Raw genomic sequence first — 19417 nt, forward strand, 5'->3', positions numbered from 1 at the left:
GCGGGTGCGGCGGGCTTGAGGTCGGCAGTGCCGTTGCGGGCCGAGTCCATCGACCACAGCGTCAGGCCGCCGAGCGCCGCCACGATCAGCACACCGGCGGCAAGGCCGAGGCCGTCGGCCTTCTTGCGCTGGGTGACTTGCGGCAGGACGTTGCGCGTCGCCAGATCGATGACCTGCGCACCTTCGCCCTCACGCGGGTCGGTAGCCGCATCGCCGGAAAAGCGCTCACGAAAGGCCGAGTTGGACGAGGAATTCGGCGCCATGGATCAGTTTCCCTGTGACGTGGGTGCAGTGGCGGGGGCAATGGGAGCGACAGTCGGCGCAGCTTGCGGTGCAGGCGAATTCGCCGCGACAGTCGGCGCCGCTGCTGGAGCGACCGGCGCAGGTTGGCTCAGGGGCTTGGCCGGGCGCGAGGCGAGCGGCAGCGTGTTCACCAGTTCCGCCTTGGTCTTGCCCGAACGCAGGATCAGCGTGTTCGGCACGTCGTCGATCACGATCGTCGCGCCCCGCACCGCATAGTTCACCGGGCCTTCGTCACCCTTCTCGTTGGTTACGAGGATCGCGGGAACCGAAGTCTGTTCGGGCCACAGCAGGTAGGTAGACTGGCCGTCGTCATAGATGCGCGAAGGCAGCAGCTTTTCCGACCCGACGCGCTTCCACGCGAAGTTCAGCGCAGCCGGATCGGCGGGCACGGCTGAAGGATCGCCCAGCGCCAGCGCGACCTCGGATGCATCCAGCCCTGCGGCGGCAGGCGCGGCCTGCGGCTTGGGCTCATCCTTGTAAGTGAAGCGCAGCATGTAGAGCGGCTTCGCCTTGGTTGAGGCGACGAGGTCGAAGAAATAGGTGTGGCGGTTTGTCACCACCGTCATGTTGGTGCGCGCGGTGGCTTCGAGCGGCTTCACGAAGAGCAGGTCGGCGCGCTTGTTCGGCGTGATCTGCCAGGCCTGCGAATCGCCGACCGCGACGTTCTCGATCGCCTCGCCCTCGCCGAAGGCGATGGTCGCCTGCACGCCGGCCTTGCCGTCGATGCGCACGACTTCGCTCTCGCTGTAAGCGTGGGCGAGCAGGCGGTCGTCCGCCCGAGCGGGAGCCGCCAGCGCGAGCGCCATCAGGCTGCCCGCAAGGACGGTCTTGCGCAGCGTTGCGCGGGTCATCGTGTCTTCTCCTTCGGCAACTTGCCGGTGTCGTTCGAGGCACTGCGGAACCGGCTGCCGATCCCCTTGGCGCGCGTGGCCGAATCGCCCTGACGCAGAGGTTCGATTCCCCCGCCCACGACTTGCGTTACCACGGTTCGCCGGTCGCTTGAACGTGCTGCACCGTCGCCGCCCGTCACCGAAGCACCCGCCGCCGCCGCGGCAGCCGCAGATACGGTCGAGGTGCGGCTCTGGTAGGCGGATACAGAGGATGCGGGCGCGGCGGCCGGGGCCGGAGCAGCGGCGTGGCCCTGCGGCGCGGCGCGATCACGCTCGGAAGCGCCAAGGCCGAAGACCTGCCAGCCGGTTACCATCGTCGCGGCGACCTTCACCACCATGACCATCAGCGCGACGTGGACCGAGGCGACGAGGAAGAACGCCATCGCACCGCGTCCGTCGATCTCCCCCGCATTGGCGCTTTCGACCAGGCCCGAGATGATCGGCACCAGCAGTTCCAGCGTGATCCCGCCGCCGAGCACGACGAAGAGCGGCGTGATCGCGGTGAGCACGACGCCGCGCAGCCAGCCCGCGGTGAGGCCGCGCGTGCCGCCGAACAGCGCCATGACCACGAAGATCGGCCCGAGCGCGAGCAGCACCGCCAGCGCGATGCGCGCCGTGAGCAGCACGCCCACGGTGCCGAGCAGCAGCAACAGCGCGCCCATCCACATGACGCTTTCAGGCGTGAACAGCCCGCCCGCGCCCTTGGCGGCGATGGCCGCGCCTGCGGCTCCGCCAGCAGCTTCGCCGCCCTCCTTGGCCGCCTGCGCGCCTTGCGAGGTCGCTTCGGAAATCTGGTTGATCGCCGAGAAGACGATGTCGATGCGGTCGCCGAACAGCTGCGTCGCCGAGCCCTTGGCGCCCATCAGCATGCCGGCGATCCAGTCCGGCCCGCCGATCGCGAGGTTCCAGACGACGCCCTGATAGGCGACCCAGCTGGTCGCGAAGGTCAGCACCACGCCGAGCCGCAGCATGCGCGGGCTCAGCGCCGAGATGCCGAGGCTGGAACGCCCCGTCAGCAGCGAGAACGCGAAGAACGCGATGTAGAGCGTCAGCACGATCGTGAGCACCGGGGCCATCGCGCCCCCTGCCCCGAACAGCCGCCCGAAGGCGCCCGCCGCCATCTCGTTCGCCACGCAATCGACCGCGCGCAGCGCCGGAGCGACCCCGGCGGAGGCGTATTCGGTAAGCTGTTCGCAGGCGTTCGCCATGAGGCTTACTCCGCCGCCGCCGTCCAGGGCGCGTCTTCGTCCAGTTCCCCCGGCCACTGCATGCCGGTGAGCACCGGATACCAGCTTTCCGGCGCATCGCCGTAGCGTTCGCGCAGAGTGTCGAGCTTGCGCACGGTGCTCTCGCGGCCCGACAGGACGGTAAGCACCTCGGGCATGCCCGAAAGGTCGAGGCGCACTACCACCGAGGAGTCCGACTGGCGGATCAGGAAGCAGCGCGAATGCGCGGGCAGCGTGCGGATGACGTCGAGTTCGTGCTGCGACAGGCCGAAGCCCTCGCAATAATCCTCGGCCCGCGCACGCGAATTGGGCATGAACACCATCGTCGCGGTCTGCTCGACAAGGGCGGTGGCGATCTTCGAATCCAGCGCGTCGCGCGCCGACTGGGTCGCGAAGCCGACCAGCGCGTTGCGCTTGCGCAGCGTCTTGAGCCAGTCGCGGATGCGCGCGGCGAAGACCTCGTCGTCGAGCGCCTTCCAGCCCTCGTCAATCAGGATCATCGTCGGCTCGCCGTCGAGGCGCTCGTCGATGCGATGGAACAGGTACATCATGACCGGCGTGCGCAGGCGCGGGCTTTCCAGCAGCGCGGTCATGTCGAAGCCGAGCACGCGCTGGCTCAGGTCCAGACGGTCGTGCTGGTTGTCGAACAGCCAGCCATGCTCGCCGCCCTGCAGCCAGGCGTCGAGGCGCGAGGCGAGGTCGCCCGGTTCCGGACGGCGCGCGCCCGCCAGCAGCTCGCGGAAGTGCGAGAGGCGGCGCAGCGACGGATCGTTGTGATAGGCCGCGTCGACCGCACTGGCGATCGTCGAGAGTTCTTCCGGTCCCTTGGCTGCGAGCAGAACGCCGAGCCAGTCGCGCAGGAAGGCGCGGTTGTGGGCGGTGTCGGGCAGCGCGAGCGGGTTGAAGCCGGTCGGATGACCCGCCGCGACGCGGCTGTAGGTGCCGCCGATGCCGCGCAGGAACACCTCGGCTCCGCGATCTTTGTCGAACAGGATCGTGCGGGGCGCGAACTTCTGCGCCTGCGCGGCGAGGAAGTTCATGACGACCGTTTTACCCGAACCCGACGGACCGATGACGGTGAAGTTACCGAGGTCGCCCTGATGGAAGTTGAAGAAGAACGGCGTAGCGCTGGTGGTGGACAACAGCGTGACCGCGTCGCCCCAGTGATTGCCGCTCGCCTGTCCCATCGCGAAACCGTGCAAGGAGCCGAAACAGGCCATGTTGGCGCTGGAGATCAGAGCGCGGCGCACGATGAAGCTCTCGTTGCCGGGAAGCTGGCCCCAGAACGCGGGTTCGAGGTTCACTTCCTCGCGCACCGCGACGGCGCCCGCGTCGGCCAGCGAGGCGGCACACATCGCGGTAACCTCGTCCAGCGCATCGAGCGAATCGGCGCGGACCAGAACCGAGAGGTGATGATCGCCGAAACCGACCGAGCCGGTGCCCAGCGCATCGCGCGCGGCGGACATTTCGCGGCGCTCGGCCACGGCTTCCTCATCGGCGCTGCGCAGGCGGCGGATCGAGAGGTCGATGCGTTCGCGCGCGATCTGGCGGTCGGCCGGAGCGTATGTTTCGGTCAGCACCAGTTCGCAAGGCAGGCGCAGCAGTGCGTCGGTGAGGCCCGGCGCAGTCGAATCGGGGTAGTCCTTGAGGCTCACGATCGAGCCGAAGGTGCCGCCGGTCGCGCCACGCAGTTCCAGCGCGTCCATGCCGAAGCTCACGCGGCGGTAAGGCAGCATGTGGCCGATGTCGGTCTCGTCCGAGGGACGACGCACCGGGCGCATCTCGCCGTTGTAGAGCGCGGAAAGCAGTTCGAGCACTTCCGAGCAGCGGCCCGCAGGCGCATCGTAGTCGCCCAGCAGGCGCGCTCCATAGGCGCCAAGCGAGGCGACCATCGCCGAAGCTGCGGCCTTGAGCGCGCGAACGTCGCCAGGATCGACCTCGGCGTTTTCCGCACCCTTGTTCTTCATGAAGCGGCTGAGCTTGTCCGCCCAGCCCGCCTTGCCGCGCGCCGGACGGCGCACCAGGGTAATGAACTGGTCGTTGACGAACAGCGCGCCCGAACCCGTGCGCGCCCGCCAGCGCGCGTCGATATGCGCGGCGAGCGGATCGTCGAACTGCGCCGCCATCTCGATCTCGACGCGGCGGCGGATGACGTGGTGATACAGTACGAACCTCGCATCGAGCGAGGAGCGCAGCAGCACCTCGCGCGTGGCGACATGGGCGTTGAGTTCGTCGCTGTCGGCAGTCTCGAACGCGAGGCCGGGCACCATGAGCGAGAGCATGACCGAGCCGTCGCGCAGGCGCACGACGTTATCGTCCACGAGCCCGGCGTAAGGCAGGCGGTCGCCGGCGAGCACTTCCTTGGCTCCCCAGCCCTTCAACGGCGATTTGAAGCTCTTGGCCATAAAAACTGTCGTCCCCCGCGCGCGCAGTCGCTTACGGCGCGTAGCTGTTGCAGCCCCAGCGCTGCCAGTTGGCGACGCGCGGGCACTTGCTGACCTTGGCGATCCACAGATCGAACACCCGCGGCTCGCGCAGGCACGCCAGATAGCCGATGCCGTGGATCACCAGCATGACCGGCAGCGTCCAGAAGCTCTTGGTGATGAGGAATATCTCGGTCACCACGGCGAAATTGATAATGAAAAAGCTGTAAGTCACGCCCGCAAACATCTGCGGGCGGGTCAGCGCGCGGTGAACCGGATAGCGGGCCAAGGTCATAGGATCGGGCTCATGCGCTCAGCCCACCGCCGCCGACTGGATGCCGGTCACGATCGCACCCGCGCCGAACAGGATGAACACGCCGATGATCACGGTCGCGCCGAAGCGCCAGTTCATCCGGCCTGTCAGCATCATGAAACCGACGGCCGCCACCGCCATGACGGCAACCGCGGTCGCCACGTTGCCGAGCAGCGTACCCTGCAGCCAGCCGAGTGCCGCGACGATGGGACCGGAACCTGCAGGATCGGCCGCAACGGCCTGAGCATGGGCCAGCGAAGGCGAAAGCTGGGCCGCGACCACGGCTGAAACTGCGTAGAAGCAGCGCGCGAAACGGCTGCGAAGATGTGCGTATCGAATCACCATACCCTCCGTATGAGCGCGCAGTGCGCTAGCAGGATGACAGGTGTGTGACGACAGTGCTGCGAACGGATCGTAAATCTCGTCGCAGATGATGAACGGATGACGGTTTTATTTCAGAGGCATCCGCGCGGCGCTTGGCTTTGTTTATATGCGCGCCGTCGTGGCTGCCGCGACCTCGAAGGACCCGACCCGATCCAGCCGGGGATCGAGAGGAGATGAGCGCGGAAAAGGGGCGCTCCTTTCGGAACGCCCCCTCATCCCCGCCGGAAACCGGATTTCAACGCCCGGATTTCAGCGTGAGGCCATACGGTTCGCCGCCAGCAGACCGCTGAGCGCACGCCGCGCCGCGAAGCGCGAATCGACCCAGGTTCCGTCAGCCAGTTCGAGATCGTAGCGCACCGGCGTCGATACCGCCGCGCGGAAGGCGGACAGCGCCTTGCCGCTCATTCCGGTGCGGGCATAGGCGGCCCCGAGATTGATGAGCGTCGCCGGATCGTCCGACCTGGTGCCGCCGTCGGCCTCGAGCTTGGTGATCGCCTGCTGCGTGCGGCCGGAGGCAAGTTCCGCATAGGCGACGTCATGGGCCTGCGATGCCGGCCGCTCGACGACGAGCGAAAACGCAGACTGACCCATCAGAACGGCGGCGGCGAGTGCGGTAAGGGACATTGCGATTTCTCCCGTGGACTATGTCGATACCCCGTCATCGTCTGCCGGAAATCGCCGCCCATCAACAAAATGACGTTAGTGTCATAAAACTGCAATCAACCTGTGATCGCCAAAGCCACCGCCGACTCGATGGGCAGCTAACCTGCGGCTAATTCGCAACGTCACATCACTGTCATTTAAGTGCATATTAGTGTCATTGTAATGCCAACAAAGCGTCACCCGCGCGGCCTAGACGCCTCGGTCAGCGAGGGGCGGAATCGTGATCGCCCCCGTTCGATCTGTTCGACCTGAACACGGGGGATTCATCGTGAAGAAAATTTCCGGTCTGCTGCTCATGGGCTGCAGCGCTCTCGCTCTCGCCGGCTGCGGCGCCGACGACATTTCCTCGCCGGGCGCCGGCTCGATCAACGTTCCGATCACCAATCCGACGCCGACCCCCACGCCAACCCCGGGCACCGGCCTGGTCGAAGCGGCTGCGGACTGCCCGGCGATCGGCGCCACCGGCGGCCTCACCAACAGCGGCACCATCGAAGGCCCGGAAGGCACCTGGCGCGTCTGCACCCTGCCTTCGCTGATCAACGCGAACACCACGCTGCCCAAGGTTGACGGCGTCCTCTACCGCATGAACGGCCGCGTCGACGTCGGTTGCGATGGCGGCCTGACCGCCCCGACCACGGCGGCTCCGTTCGCCACCAAGACGCTGAGCTGCGGCGGCCGCTCGCTGACCTCCGACACCAACGTCACGCTCACCATCGAGCCGGGCGTGATCGTCTATGGCCAGAACGGCGCCGAACCGGCATGGCTTGCCGTCAACCGCGGCAACAAGATCAATGCCACGGGCACTCTCGCCCAGCCGATCATCTTCACCACGTACGAGAACGTGCGCGGAACCGCGACCGAATCCACCGACGGCCGCTGGGGCGGCGTCGTGCTGATGGGCCGCGGCATCACCACCGACTGCACCGCCGGCGGCAACGTCACCGACGTGACCTGCGAGCGCGACACCGAAGGTTCGGCCAACCCGGCCATCTTCGGCGGCAAGGACAACAGCTACAACGCCGGCATCATGAAGTATGTCCAGATCCGCTTCTCGGGTTACGTGCTGGGCTCGGATACCGAGCTTCAGGCCCTGACCGGCGAAGGCGTCGGCACCGGCACCACGCTCGACTTCATCCAGAGCGTGAACAGCTCGGACGACGGCGCTGAATTCTTCGGCGGCGCGGTCAACATGAAGCACTACATCGCCGTCAACGCCGACGACGACAGCCTCGACATCGATACCGGCGTGCAGGGCAACTTCCAGTACGTCATCATCGCCCAGCGCAATGCCGACGGCGACTCGCTGATGGAAGTCGACAGCAACGGCAGGGAAGACCAGACCCCGCGCCAGAAGAGCACCGTCGCGAACTTCACCGCGATCCAGAACGGCGCGAACAACAACTCGAACGATGCGGCCATCTTCGTGCGCGGCAACGCCGACCTCCACCTGGTCAACGGCGTGATCGTGGCTCCCAACATTGCGGCCAACTCCGACACGAACACCGATGCCTGCATCCGCATCAACGGCACCGGCACCACCGCAACCCGCGCAACGCTGGCTGCGGACTCCGTCGTGATCTCCTGCCGCAGCGGCCAGGAATTCCTGGGCACCGGCAGCTACACCGCCGCCACCGTCAAGGCCGCATTCGACGCGGGCACGAACAACAACTCGGCCTTCACGTCGACGCTGACGAGCACGTTCGTCAACGGCGCCAACGAAAACGGGGTGGCGGCCTATGCCAACCTCCAGTCGATCTCGAGCTTCTTCGACGCGGTGACCTACATCGGCGCCGTCAAGGACGCGAGCGACACCTGGTATCGCGGCTGGACCTGCGACACCGCGACCGCGAACTTCGGTTCGAACAGCGCCTGCACGGCCCTGCCGGTCACCTGAGGCAACCGCCCTTAGTCGAATGAAAGGGGGGGCGGTCCGCGAAGGCCGTCCCCTCATTTGCATCCAATTCTCTGTTCCAGGGGGACACCAAATGACCAAGCCGCGGCTCGTAGCGGCGCTGCTGCTTTCCAGCGCGATGACCATGCCGACGATGGCATGGGCGCAGAAGAGCACCACGACCGACAACACCTCGACCGGCAGCACAGCGCCCGCCGACCAGGATCCGGAAGAGGGCGACGCCCCCGACGTCTCGATCCCGGGCGGCGAGATTCTCGTCACCGGCCAGCGCTCGCGCAATGTGCAGCGCTATGCCCCGCAGGTCGTCTCGGTCCTCTCGAACGAGGAAATCGCGCGCACCGGCGAAGGCGACATCGCCGGCGCCCTCGGCCGCGTGACCGGCCTTTCGGTGGTCGGCAACGGCTACGTCTACGTGCGCGGCCTGGGCGATCGCTATTCGCTGGCGCTGCTCAACGGCTCGCCCCTGCCCAGCCCCGAGCCGCTCAAGCGCGTTGTCCCGCTGGACCTGTTCCCCACCAGCATCATCGCCTCCTCGCTCGTCCAGAAGAGCTACTCGGCGAACTTCCCCGGCGAATTCGGCGGCGGCGTCATCAACCTGACCACCCGCGCCGTGCCCGACAAGCCGTTCCTGACGATCGGCGGCGGCGCCTCGTGGGATACCGAGACGACCAACAAGCTCGGCTACACCTACTACGGCAGCAAGACCGACTGGACGGGCTACGACAACGGCAACCGCAACAAGTCCGTCGAGATGAAGGACTATCTCGGCAGCGGAACCCTGCTCGACGGCACGAGCGACCAGGCGCGCGCCATCGGCAGCACGCTGATGAACGGCCGCAACGCTGTAGTCCAGACCGACAACCATCTTCCGGTCAACTTCTCGGGCAGCCTTTCGGCGGGCACTTACGCCGATATCGGCGAAGCACGCCTCGGCGTGATCGCGGCGGCCAGCTACTCGAACAAGCTGCAGACCAAGGACATCACCACCCAGCGTATCGCCGGTCTCGACTACGACACGCGCGAGCAGGACTTCCAGCAGGTCGTCACCGAGAACCGCATCGTCGCCAACGCCATGCTCGGTGTCGGCCTCGAGTGGGGCGACAACAAGATCCGCTGGACCAACGTGTACATCCACGACACGGTCAAGCGCGCCTCGCTCTCGCTGGGCTACCAGAACGCGACGCCGACGATCGACTACCTGTACCAGGATACCGGCTGGTACGAGCGTCAGCTGATGGACACCCAGCTGGTCGGCGAGTTCAAGCTGGGCGGCGACACCGAGCTGGACGTGCGCGGCGGCTACGCCAACTCCAAGCGCAAGGCGCCTTACGAGATCTCGCTGCAGTACGTCCGCCTCAACAGCGGCACCAACGGCGACCAGTTCATCAACCGGCTCGACGGCGGCAACCAGGGTGACGCGACGGTCGATTTCTCGAATCTGGACGAGGACGTCTGGTCGGCGGGCGTCGACCTTTCGCACTCGTTCGGTGCGGGCTGGCAGGGCACGGTCGGCTACGCCTACCAGCTCAACGATCGCCGCACCTCGCGCCGCTCGTTCCAGATCCGTGCGCAGGGCGATACGCGCCTGATCGGTGCCTTCGGCCTGCTGCGGCCGGACGTGCTGTTCCAGCCCGGCATGTTCTTCATCGACCAGGCGACGGGCGGTGCGGTGGACTACCACCTGCTGACCAACGAGATCGATTATGCCGGTGCAGTGTTCGACGCCAGGCTGAACAACCACGCGTGGTATGCCAAGCTGAACGGCCAGCTCACCGACGCCCTCAGCTTCGACCTCGGCGTGCGCTGGGAATATGCGACCCAGTTCGCGGGCGTGAAGCCGATCGCAGCCACCGGCACGGCCATCCCCGACACCAACATCGAGCGCGAATACTGGCTGCCCGCCCTGACGCTCACGTACGAGCTGCAGCCCGGCATGCAGCTGCGCGTCAACGGTTCGAAGACGATCGCACGCCCGCAGTTCCGCGAGCTGCTCTATCAATCCTTCTTCGATCCCGACAGCAACCGCAGCTATCGCGGTAACCCGCTGCTGACGGACAGCCAGCTCTACAACGCCGAAGCGCGTTTAGAGTACTACATGACTACGAAGGACAAGGTGTCCATCGGCGGCTTCTTCAAGCGTCTGGAAAACCCGATCGAAACGTTCCTGGTCCGTCCGGGCAACGACTTCGTGACGACGTATGCCAACGCGCCTTCGGCTAACCTCTACGGCGCCGAAGTCGAACTGCAGAAGTATTTCGACCTCTTCGCCGATCGCCGCCTGCTGCTGGCCGCGAACTACACCTACACCAAGTCCAAGCTCAGCGTGAAGCAGGGCGACACGACGGCGGTGTACGGCGCCTCGACCAACAATGCGCTCGACTACTTCCGAGACGGCGCACCGCTCACGGGCCAGTCGGAGCACATCGCCAACGTGCAGCTGGGCCTCGAGCAGCAGGGTGGGCTCTCGCAGCAGACCTTCCTGTTCAACTACGCCAGCAAGCGCGTGACGAGCCGCGGCCTCAACCAGTCGGGCCAGAACGACATCTTCGAGAACCCCGGCTTCACGATCGACTTCGTGGCGCGCCAGGGCATCGAGTTGGCAGGCACCGACATCGAGGTGAAGTTCGAGGCACGCAACCTCACGGGGCGTAAACACTCGGAATATCAGGACTTCGAAGGCGGCCGCATCCAGGTCAACACGTACGACGTGGGCCGCGTGTTCTCGCTCTCGGCATCGATCACTTTCTAAGCCGTCTTTTCCGGGGAGGCACCTGCCCTCCCGACGGCAACCTCATGGCCCGGTCGCCCAGCGACCGGGCCTTTCTTTTTGCGCTTCCCAAAACGGCAGAACATCGGTAAGCGCGGGTCCGTCATCTGGGGAGTAGCCGCCCGCGCATTTTGCGGGACCTGCCGTCAACACACTTGGTCGAGAGGCCATGGCGCGCAGGAGGACGTTTCCAAACGTCCGGGCGAGACCAATGACGCATGCGGTTTCGCTCGGCCGGGCGGATTCCGAATGCGTCGTTGCGTTTCGTTTCCGCCCGGCCCGGAGTACCATGACCTTGGAAGCCCTGCTCACATCGACCGCCGTGGTCGCCCTCGCCGAGATCGGCGACAAGACCCAGCTTCTCGCCATCGTCCTCGCCACGCGCTTCAAGCGGCCCTGGCCGATCGTGGCGGGCATCTTCGTGGCTACCATCGCCAACCACTTCCTCGCCGCACTGGTGGGCGAGCAGGCGGCCGCCTTCCTCGACGGGCAGTGGTTCCGCTACCTAGTCGCCGCCAGCTTCATCCTGATGGCGGGCTGGACGCTGATCCCCGACAAGTTCGACGAAGACGAGGAAGCCAAGCCCAGCCGCTTCGGCCCCTTCCTGGCGACCGCCATCGCCTTCTTCCTGGTCGAGATGGGCGACAAGACCCAGATCGCCACGATCGCGCTGGGCGCCCGCTTCCAGAGCGTGGTGCCGGTGATGATGGGCACCACCATCGGCATGATGATCGCCAACGTGCCGGCGGTGTTCCTCGGCAATGCCCTCATCAAGAAGGTGCCGCTGAACGTCGTGCGTACGGTGGCGGCGCTGCTGTTCCTGGTGATCGGCCTGTGGCTGCTCGCACAGACGGCGGGCCTGCTGGGCTGAAACGACGAAGGGGCCGCGGCAAGGCGGCCCCTTTAGATTGCGTCGGTTTGTGCCGATGGGGCTTCGACAGGCTGCGCCTGACCCTTCGACAAGCTCAGGGTGAGCGGGAGGTAGAGTAAACCTCCCAATTCCGCTCAGGCTGAGCTTGTCGAAGCCCCCTCAGCCCAGGCCTTACGCCACGTCCATCGCATAGCCCGCCGCGCGCACGGTGCGGATCGGATCGGTCTCGCCATCGCGGTTGATCGCCTTGCGCAGGCGGCGGATGTGGACGTCCACCGTGCGCTCGTCGATATCCGAGTCCATGCCCCAGACGCCGTCGAGGATCTGCTGACGCGAGACCACGCGGTTCGGACGCTCCATGAAGTAGCGCAGCAGGCGGAACTCGGTCGGCCCAAGATGCAGCGCCTCGCCGCCGCGACGCACGCGGTGGCTGGTGGCGTCGAGTTCGATATCCCCCCACGACAGCACGCTGCCCGCCAGCGACGGCCGCGCGCGGCGCAGCAGCGCTTCGATGCGGGCCATCAGCTCGCGCGGGGAGAACGGCTTCGTGACATAGTCGTCAGCGCCGGTCTTGAGGCCGCGGATCATGTCCTCTTCCTCGCCGCGTGCGGTGAGCATGATGATCGGGACCGAGGCGGTTTCCTTGTCCTTGCGCAGCTGGCGGCAAACCTCGATGCCGGGCACCTGCTCGATCATCCAGTCGAGCACGATGGCATCGGGCGTTTGCTCGCGCACCATGACGAGGGCTTCCTCACCGTCGGGCGTGGAACGCACGTCGTAGCCTTCGGCCGAGAGGTTCCAGGTCAGCAGTTCGCTGAGGGCGACGTCGTCTTCGACGACGAGGATCGAGGCGGCGCTCACGACAGCATTCCCGAGCTGGTATCATCCGTCAAAGAGTCGCGCTCCGTGCAGTATTCGCCGGTCGCGGCGTAGTAGACCATTTCGGCCACGTTGGTGGCATGGTCGCCGATGCGCTCCAGGTTGCGGGCGATGAAGAGCAGCTGCGCGGCGCTGGTGATCGTCGCGGGGTTCTCCATCATGTGCGTCAGCAGCGAGCGGAACAGCGTGTTGTAGAACTGGTCCAGCTTCTGGTCGCGCTTGATGACCTCCACCGCCAGCTGCGCATCGCGCGAGCCGTAGGCGTTGAGGACGTCGCGCACCATGGACTCGGCGATCTCGGCCATGGCCGGGACCAGCGTGACCGGGTCGATCTTGGTGCGGCCTTCCAGCGCATTGACGCGCTTGGCGATATTCTTGGCATAGTCGCCGATGCGCTCGATCACGCCCGAGATCTTGAGCGCGGCGATGACGTCGCGCAGATCGTCGGCCATGGGAGCACGCAGCGCGATGGTACGCACGGCGAGGCGGTCCACCTCGGCCTCCAGCGCATCCAGCTTGGCGTCGGCGGCGACGACTTGTGCGGCGAGTTCCTCGTCATGATGGACGAGCGCGGTGATGGCGTCGCGGATGGCGACTTCGGCGAGCCCGCCCATCTCGGCGACGAGGCCGCGAAGCTGCCCGATCTCGGAGTCGAAGGCCTTGACGGTATGGTCTACCATGGCGTGTCCCTGCTTATGCCAACACTCAGCCGTAGCGGCCGGTGATGTAGTCCTTGGTGCGCGTTTCGCGCGGATTGGTGAAGATCTGGTCGGTCTCGCCGTATTCCACCATGCTGCCGAGGTGGAAGAAGGCGGTGCGCTGCGACACGCGCGCGGCCTGCTGCATCGAGTGGGTGACGATGACGATGGCGAAGCTCTCCTTCAACTCGTCGATCAGTTCCTCGATGCGCGCGGTGGCGATCGGGTCGAGCGCGGAGCACGGCTCGTCCATGAGGATGACTTCGGGGCTGACGGCGATGGCGCGCGCGATGCACAGGCGCTGCTGCTGGCCGCCCGACAGCGCGGTGCCGGCGTCGGTCAGGCGATCCTTGACCTCTTCCCAGAGGCCCGCCTTGGTCAGCGCGTTCTCGACGATGCGGTCCATGTCGGACTTCGCGCTGGCGAGGCCGTGGATGCGCGGGCCGTAGGCGATGTTCTCGTAGATCGACTTGGGGAACGGGTTCGGCTTCTGGAACACCATGCCGACGCGGGCGCGCAGAGCGACCGAGTCCATGGTGGACGCATAGATGTCCTCGCCGTCCAGCAGGATCTGGCCGTCGACGCGGGCACCCGCGATCGTGTCGTTCATGCGGTTGAGGGTGCGCAGGAACGTCGACTTGCCGCAGCCCGAGGGGCCGATGAAGGCAGTGACGATCCCGTTGTCGATGTCGATCGAGACGTCGTTGATCGCCTTCTTCTGTCCGTAGAAGACGTCAACGTTGCGGGCGGTGATCTTGGCTTCGGTCATGGTTCTACCAGCGGACTTCGAATTTGTTTCGAAGGTAAATGGCGATGCCGTTCATGGCGAGCAGGAAGACCAGCAGCACGATGATGGCGGCGGAAGTGTTCTGGACGAAAGCCTTGTCTATTTCGTCGGACCACAGGAAGATCTGCATCGGCAGCACGCTCGACGGAGCCGTCAGGCTGTCCGGCGGGGTGACGACGAAGGCGCGCATGCCGATCATCAGCAACGGCGCGGTCTCACCCAGCGCGCGGGCCATGCCGATGATGGTGCCGGTCAGGATGCCCGGCAGCGCCAGCGGCAGGACGTGGTGGAAGGTCGTCTGCACCTTGCTGGCGCCGATGCCGTAGGCGGCCTCGCGAATCGAGGGCGGCACCGCCTTGATCGCGTTGCGGCCCGAGATGACGATGACCGGCATCGTCATCAGCGCCAGCGTCAGACCGCCGACCAGCGGTGAGGAACGCGGCATCTGGAAGGTGTTGATGAACACCGCCAGGCCCAAGAGGCCGAAGATGATCGAAGGCACGGCGGCGAGGTTGTTGATCGACACCTCGACCCACTCGATCCACTTCTTCTTAGGCGCGAACTCTTCCAGATAGATCGCGGCGAGCACGCCCATCGGGAAGCTGAGCAGCAGCGTCACCATCATGGTGAGCAGCGAGCCCTTGGCCGCGCCCCACACGCCTGCGGTGGTGGCATCGGTCGAGTCCGAGCCGGACAGGAAGTCCCAGTCGAGCCCGGCGACGCCGTTCTTCAGCATGATGACGAGCAGCAGCGCCAGGAACCCGAGGCTCAGGACGATCGCGCCCAGCCCGACGAGCTTGAAGCGCTTCTCGGCGGCGTGGCGCTTCGCGAGGCGGCGGACCGCCTCGGGCGAATTCCAGTCTGACTTACTCATAGGCTTCGCGGAACCGCTTCACGACGCGCAGGGCGACGATGTTGAGGATGAGGGTGACGATGAACAGCACCAGGCCGAGCGCGAAGGCCGACAGCGTCTTGGGGCTGTTGAACTCCTGGTCGCCGGTCAGCATCTGGACGATCTGGTAGGTCACGGTCGTCATCGAGGCGAACGGGTTCGCCGAAAGGTTGGCGGCGGCACCGGCCGCCATGACGACGATCATCGTCTCGCCGATGGCGCGGCTGATCGCCAGCATCACGCCCGCGACGATGCCGGGCAGCGCGGCGGGCAGCAGCACCTTCTTGATCGTCTCCGAGCGGGTGGCGCCAAGGGCCAGCGAACCGTCGCTCATCGCGCGGGGCACCGCGGCCAGCGCGTCGTCGGCCATCGAGGAGACGAACGGGATGATCATCACGCCCATGACGAGACCAGCGGCGAGCGCACTCTCGGTCGAGGGGTTGGCCATGCCCAGCGAAGCAGCGAAGTCGCGGATCAGCGGGGCGACCGTCAGCGCGGCGAAGTAGCCGTAGACCACCGTGGGAATGCCCGCGAGGATCTCCAGCAGCGGCTTCACCCACTTGCGCACGTCGCGCGTGGCGTACTGCGTCAGATAGATGGCGCTCATCAGGCCGAGCGGGATCGCGACGATCATGGCGATGATCGCGCCGATGTAGATCGTGCCCCAGAACAGCGGCACCGCGCCGAAGTTGTTGTTGATGTTGTCGCCCATCGTGCTCGCCGGCGACCAGTGGGTGCCGGTGAGGAAGGCGATCGGCGACACGTCCTTGAAGAACATGCCTGCCTCGAACACCAGCGAGGCGACGATGCCGAAGGTGGTCAGGATCGCCAGCAGCGAGGCTGCCAGCAGCACGCCCAGCACCAAGCGCTCGACATGGGTACGGGCCTTGAAGTCCGGGCGGATGCGCGTGAAGCCGAAGGCGCCGCCCGCAAAGGCGACGATCAGCACGATCACCGCGCCGATCAGGCCGAACTTCACTTGCGCCTGCCGGAACGGCTCGACCAGCGCCTGCGCCTCCGGGTTGAAGGCGACGGCATTGGGATCGGAGGCGATGGTCTGCGCCTCGGCGACGATGGCGCCCAGCTGGAACGGGTCGGTCGGCAGGCCATGCGCGGCGGGGGTGGCGAAGACCGCGCCTTGGACAAGGCCGGGCATCACCGCCTGCCACACCAGCCAGGCGACCAGCGCCGGGACGACGATCCACAGCGCCAGGTGCCAGCCGTGATAGGCGGGCATCGAGTGCATCGACCCCCGGCCGGTATAGAGCAGCCGCGCCCGGCCGCGCGCGGCGAACCAGCCGACAAGGCCGAGGCCGAGGACGGCCAGGAGAACTCCGGTGAGTATCATGTCTGGCCGCCCGGCCCTTTCCTCAAGTGCTTACTTCAGCTCGGCAGGGTCGAGCGGGGTCATGTTCGCGACGATGTCGGCGCTTTTCTTGCGCACGTCGTCCGGCGAAATGACCATGCCCTTCTTCTGGGCCAGGCCATCGGGGCCCCACGACTTCACCCACTCGGCGACGTAGCCCTGCAGGCTCTTGATCGGCGCGAGGTGCTGCTTCTTCACGTAGATGTAGAGCGGACGCGCACCAGGGTAGGAATAGTCCGAGATCGTCGCGTAAGTCGGCGTCACGCCCGACATCGGGATACCCTTCAGGCTGTCCGGGTTCTCTTCGAGGAACGAGTAGCCGAAGATGCCGACGGCCTTGGGGTTCTGCGAGATTTTCTGGACGATCAGGTTGTCGTTCTCGCCGGCGTCCACATAAGGACCATCCTCGCGAATGTCGTGACAGACTGCCTCGTACTTGTTCTTGTCGCTGTCCTTGAGCGCCTTGGTGGCGGCATCGGTCTTGCAACCGGCCTCGAGGATCAGTTCCTTGAGCGCGTCACGCGTGCCGGAGGTCGAGGGCGGGCCGTAGACGAGGATCGGCTCGGCGGGGAGCGACGGATTGACGTCCTTCCAGGTCTTCGCGGTGTTGGGCTTGCCGAAGGGGTTGGCCGCCAGCGCCTTGTAGATGTCGGTCGGGGTCAGCTGGAAGCCGGGGCCACTCTTCGATTCGGCGAAGGCGATGCCGTCGATGCCGACCTGGACCTCGACGATCTCCTTGACGCCGTTCTTCTGGCATTCCTCGTACTCGGACTTCTTCATCCGGCGCGAGGCGTCCTCGATGTCGGGGTGCTGGGCGCCGACGCCGGCGCAGAACAGCTTCATGCCCGCGCCCGTGCCGGTCGATTCGATGACCGGCGACTTCACGCCAGCAGCCTTGGCGTAGCCTTCCGCAACCGCAGTGGCGAACGGGTAGACGGTCGAGGAACCGACGGCGCGCACGAAATCGCGCGAACCGGCCGAGGAACCACCCGAACCACCGCAAGCGCTGAGAGCGGCAAGCGAGACGGCGGCGAAAATGAAAGTCTTGGTCGTACGCATTGATAAACCCCTTGGGCTTCTATCCTGGGACGCCCCTATTGGGCTTCAATGACACTTCCATGACAAAAAGATGACATCGTTGCGCGGCCTGATAAAATTGCCCGTCCCAACGGTGCCCAGGCGGCCGTTTCCCCGCCATGCCCGGACGGGTTTTGCCCGACCTTGCAGATACATGCGCTTGGACGGGGTCTACGAGTGAGCGCAACCGATGGCAAGCACGTCGATGAAAGCGCTTTGCCGCCTTCGAATCGCCCTGACGCATCAGGGCGGGCATCGGTCGAAGACGCAAGCACCTGTCATTATTTTGCAACGTTCTCGCACCGAAACCTTCCGTAACGCCCGCAAAACGGCCCCATCCGCTGGCGGAATGCGAGAGGCTGTCTCGGAAATGTCATTTAACCGTCATTTTGAGGACATACTGGCCACCCGCAAGACACCCGATTCCTTGCGAGAGAAACCGACGCCGATGCGCACATTTGCTGCCGGAACCGCCATGGCCCTCGTCATGACAACCATGGCCGTGCCTGCCTTTGCACACCCCGCGAACGGGGAGGACGCCGAAGCGCTGCGTACCGAGGTCCGGGCTCTTCGCGCTCGGCTCGAAGCCCTGGAACGCCGACTTGGTTCGACACCGGACGTGCAGACCGCGGCAACGGACTCCGTCACACGGCAGACCAACACCTCGGCGCCCATTCTCGCCGCCACGACCGATCCGATTGTGAAGTCCGACGACGAAACCGCGATCGCATGGAAGGGCAGTCCGCAATTCACGCAAGGCGGCAAGGCCTTCAAGGTCAAGGGCCGCATCCAGGCCGATGCCGGATTCGTTTCCGCCCCCGGGGGACTCGACGACCGGGGACTGGGTTTCTCCAGCGAGATGCGCCGCCTGAGGCTTGGCGGCGAGGGATCGCTGACCCGCAATCTCTCGTACAAACTGGAGTTCGAGCTTTCCGACAACGCGGTGGACCTCGTCGATACCTTCATCACGTACAGGAACGGGCCGTGGCAGGTGCAGATTGGCAACCAGAATGCGTTCTGGTCGCTCGACGAACTGACCGGCGACACCTCGGGCAGCGTCATGGAGCGGGCCGCCTTCACCGACGCCTTCAACTTCGAGCGACGCCTCGGCCTTGGCATGCAGTACGGCAAGGGTCCGTGGATCGCGCAGTTGGGCGTGTTCACCGACGATCCGACTTCGCTCGCCAATTCAACCGACGGGGTCAACGGCGGGGACGAGAACAACAGCTATTCGGTCGATGGACGGCTGGTGTTCGCGCCCAGGCTGGGCAAGATCCAGCTGCATCTGGCAGGCTCGGCGCACTGGCGCCGGCTCGGGCGTCTGGCCGAGGCAAGCACCCGCTATCGGCAGCGTCCCTATGCCCACGGCACCAACACCCGCCTGATCGGCACGCCCGCGATGAACGTCGAGGACGAGACGATGTACGGCGCGGAAATGGCGGCGATCTCCGGCCGCTGGTGGGGCGCGGCGGAATACTACCACCTCGCCGCCGACCGCGTGGGCCTGCCAACCGTGGGCTTCCAGGGGGCCTACGGCGAAGTCGGCTATTTCCTCACCGAGGGCGATTCGCGCGGGTACAAGGGCGGCATCTTCACGACCAACGCGCCTGCCCATCCGCTCGACAAGGACGGCCCCGGCTCGATCCAGGTGGCGCTGCGCTACGACTGGCTGGACCTCAACGACCGCGACATTCGCGGCGGAACGCAGAACGGCTATATCGCCGCACTGGTGTGGTCGCCGATCCAGTACCTGCGCTTCAACGTCAATTACGCGCTGATGCGCTATAACGGAGCGGCGGCGCTGCCCTCAGGCGAGCGCAGCTACGACGCCAACGTGGTGGGCACGCGCTTCGAGCTTGATTTCTGAGACTGGGTGACGCTGTGCGCCGAGGGGGCTTCGACAAGCTCAGCCTGAGCGGAATTGGGAAGTTTACCCTGCCTCCGCTCAGGCTGAGCTTGTCGAAGC

16 protein-coding genes, 1 pseudogene and 1 riboswitch are annotated in these 19417 nt (G+C 65.8%); of the genes and pseudogenes, 4 read left to right on the forward strand and 13 right to left on the reverse strand.

The genetic code is table 11. The features are described 5' to 3' along the window. From HWN72_RS12765 to HWN72_RS12795, 7 genes and pseudogenes are all read right to left on the reverse strand, one after another. A pseudogene (locus HWN72_RS12765) lies at window positions 1–263 on the reverse strand (type VI secretion protein); the annotation flags it as partial. Between the two features lie 3 nt (window positions 264–266). Beyond that, window positions 267–1154: a TrbG/VirB9 family P-type conjugative transfer protein gene (locus tag HWN72_RS12770; protein ID WP_211150405.1), complete on the reverse strand. Its 888-nt coding sequence runs from the start codon at window positions 1152–1154 to the stop codon at window positions 267–269. Then, window positions 1151–2401, reverse strand: a complete 1251-nt coding sequence (locus tag HWN72_RS12775; protein ID WP_211150406.1) for a type IV secretion system protein — start codon at window positions 2399–2401, stop codon at window positions 1151–1153. Before HWN72_RS12775 ends, HWN72_RS12770 begins: the two co-directional genes overlap by 4 nt. 5 nt (window positions 2402–2406) lie before the next feature. Then, window positions 2407–4824, reverse strand: a complete 2418-nt coding sequence (locus HWN72_RS12780) for a VirB4 family type IV secretion/conjugal transfer ATPase (RefSeq protein WP_211150407.1) — start codon at window positions 4822–4824, stop codon at window positions 2407–2409. A gap of 31 nt (window positions 4825–4855) precedes the next feature. Continuing rightward, window positions 4856–5137 carry a type IV secretion system protein VirB3 gene (locus HWN72_RS12785; protein ID WP_008831075.1) on the reverse strand — a complete coding sequence of 94 codons (282 nt, stop codon included), beginning with the start codon at window positions 5135–5137 and terminating at the stop codon, window positions 4856–4858. Window positions 5138–5155: 18 nt separating this feature from the next. Then, window positions 5156–5500 (reverse strand): TrbC/VirB2 family protein, encoded by a 345-nt coding sequence (locus HWN72_RS12790; protein ID WP_008831074.1) that lies wholly within the window; start codon window positions 5498–5500, stop codon window positions 5156–5158. 288 nt (window positions 5501–5788) lie between these two features. Then, complete coding sequence (locus tag HWN72_RS12795; protein WP_211150408.1) at window positions 5789–6163, reverse strand: hypothetical protein; 375 nt, start codon at window positions 6161–6163, stop codon at window positions 5789–5791. A 307-nt stretch (window positions 6164–6470) separates the two neighbouring features. Here HWN72_RS12795 and HWN72_RS12800 point away from each other — a divergent pair, with 307 nt between their 5' ends. The 3 genes from HWN72_RS12800 to HWN72_RS12810 all read left to right on the forward strand — a co-directional run bounded on the left by HWN72_RS12800 (window position 6471) and on the right by HWN72_RS12810 (window position 11752). After that, window positions 6471–8096 carry a hypothetical protein gene (locus HWN72_RS12800; protein WP_211150409.1) on the forward strand — a complete coding sequence of 542 codons (1626 nt, stop codon included), beginning with the start codon at window positions 6471–6473 and terminating at the stop codon, window positions 8094–8096. 91 nt (window positions 8097–8187) lie between these two features. Continuing rightward, window positions 8188–10863, forward strand: a complete 2676-nt coding sequence (locus tag HWN72_RS12805) for a TonB-dependent receptor domain-containing protein (protein WP_211150410.1) — start codon at window positions 8188–8190, stop codon at window positions 10861–10863. A gap of 107 nt (window positions 10864–10970) precedes the next feature. Continuing rightward, window positions 10971–11081: riboswitch (yybP-ykoY riboswitch) on the forward strand. Between the two features lie 95 nt (window positions 11082–11176). Further along, a complete protein-coding gene (locus tag HWN72_RS12810; protein WP_036526437.1) occupies window positions 11177–11752 on the forward strand; it encodes a TMEM165/GDT1 family protein in 576 nt (191 codons plus the stop codon). A 171-nt stretch (window positions 11753–11923) separates the two neighbouring features. On the opposite strand, the gene phoB is transcribed toward HWN72_RS12810, so the two are convergent. From phoB to HWN72_RS12840, 6 genes are read right to left on the reverse strand one after another with little or no spacing between them, the layout of a single operon-like run. Then, the gene (gene phoB / locus HWN72_RS12815) at window positions 11924–12613 is read right to left on the reverse strand and encodes a phosphate regulon transcriptional regulator PhoB (protein WP_008828293.1); all 690 of its coding nucleotides are present in this window, start codon (window positions 12611–12613) and stop codon (window positions 11924–11926) included. Further along, window positions 12610–13311, reverse strand: a complete 702-nt coding sequence (phoU, locus tag HWN72_RS12820) for a phosphate signaling complex protein PhoU (protein ID WP_008828292.1) — start codon at window positions 13309–13311, stop codon at window positions 12610–12612. The genes phoB and phoU overlap by 4 nt, the downstream gene beginning before the upstream one ends. A gap of 25 nt (window positions 13312–13336) precedes the next feature. After that, window positions 13337–14098, reverse strand: a complete 762-nt coding sequence (gene pstB / locus HWN72_RS12825) for a phosphate ABC transporter ATP-binding protein PstB (RefSeq protein WP_008828291.1) — start codon at window positions 14096–14098, stop codon at window positions 13337–13339. A 4-nt stretch (window positions 14099–14102) separates the two neighbouring features. Beyond that, the gene (gene pstA / locus HWN72_RS12830) at window positions 14103–14990 is read right to left on the reverse strand and encodes a phosphate ABC transporter permease PstA (protein ID WP_036526297.1); all 888 of its coding nucleotides are present in this window, start codon (window positions 14988–14990) and stop codon (window positions 14103–14105) included. Further along, entirely contained in the window at window positions 14983–16356 is a 1374-nt protein-coding gene (gene pstC / locus HWN72_RS12835) for a phosphate ABC transporter permease subunit PstC (protein ID WP_036526298.1), read from the reverse strand. The genes pstA and pstC overlap by 8 nt, the downstream gene beginning before the upstream one ends. 30 nt (window positions 16357–16386) lie before the next feature. Beyond that, the gene (locus tag HWN72_RS12840) at window positions 16387–17433 is read right to left on the reverse strand and encodes a substrate-binding domain-containing protein (RefSeq protein ID WP_036526299.1); all 1047 of its coding nucleotides are present in this window, start codon (window positions 17431–17433) and stop codon (window positions 16387–16389) included. A gap of 505 nt (window positions 17434–17938) precedes the next feature. Here HWN72_RS12840 and HWN72_RS12845 point away from each other — a divergent pair. Beyond that, window positions 17939–19318 carry an OprO/OprP family phosphate-selective porin gene (locus HWN72_RS12845; RefSeq protein WP_248005990.1) on the forward strand — a complete coding sequence of 460 codons (1380 nt, stop codon included), beginning with the start codon at window positions 17939–17941 and terminating at the stop codon, window positions 19316–19318. Window positions 19319–19417: the final 99 nt, after the last annotated feature.

Source organism: Novosphingobium sp. HR1a, assembly GCF_015594425.1.
GTDB classification, from domain to species: domain Bacteria; phylum Pseudomonadota; class Alphaproteobacteria; order Sphingomonadales; family Sphingomonadaceae; genus Novosphingobium; species Novosphingobium resinovorum_A.

Coding starts and splice junctions, on each gene's coding strand:
- pstA (WP_036526297.1), bottom strand. CDS start 14,990: ATGAGTAAGTCAGACTGGAATTCGCCCGAGGCGGTCCGCCGCCTCGCG.
- HWN72_RS12790 (WP_008831074.1), bottom strand. CDS start 5,500: ATGGTGATTCGATACGCACATCTTCGCAGCCGTTTCGCGCGCTGCTTC.
- HWN72_RS12795 (WP_211150408.1), bottom strand. CDS start 6,163: ATGTCCCTTACCGCACTCGCCGCCGCCGTTCTGATGGGTCAGTCTGCG.
- HWN72_RS12770 (WP_211150405.1), bottom strand. CDS start 1,154: ATGACCCGCGCAACGCTGCGCAAGACCGTCCTTGCGGGCAGCCTGATG.
- HWN72_RS12845 (WP_248005990.1), top strand. CDS start 17,939: ATGACAACCATGGCCGTGCCTGCCTTTGCACACCCCGCGAACGGGGAG.
- HWN72_RS12785 (WP_008831075.1), bottom strand. CDS start 5,137: ATGACCTTGGCCCGCTATCCGGTTCACCGCGCGCTGACCCGCCCGCAG.
- pstB (WP_008828291.1), bottom strand. CDS start 14,098: ATGACCGAAGCCAAGATCACCGCCCGCAACGTTGACGTCTTCTACGGA.
- phoU (WP_008828292.1), bottom strand. CDS start 13,311: ATGGTAGACCATACCGTCAAGGCCTTCGACTCCGAGATCGGGCAGCTT.
- HWN72_RS12805 (WP_211150410.1), top strand. CDS start 8,188: ATGACCAAGCCGCGGCTCGTAGCGGCGCTGCTGCTTTCCAGCGCGATG.
- HWN72_RS12840 (WP_036526299.1), bottom strand. CDS start 17,433: ATGCGTACGACCAAGACTTTCATTTTCGCCGCCGTCTCGCTTGCCGCT.
- HWN72_RS12780 (WP_211150407.1), bottom strand. CDS start 4,824: ATGGCCAAGAGCTTCAAATCGCCGTTGAAGGGCTGGGGAGCCAAGGAA.
- HWN72_RS12775 (WP_211150406.1), bottom strand. CDS start 2,401: ATGGCGAACGCCTGCGAACAGCTTACCGAATACGCCTCCGCCGGGGTC.
- pstC (WP_036526298.1), bottom strand. CDS start 16,356: ATGATACTCACCGGAGTTCTCCTGGCCGTCCTCGGCCTCGGCCTTGTC.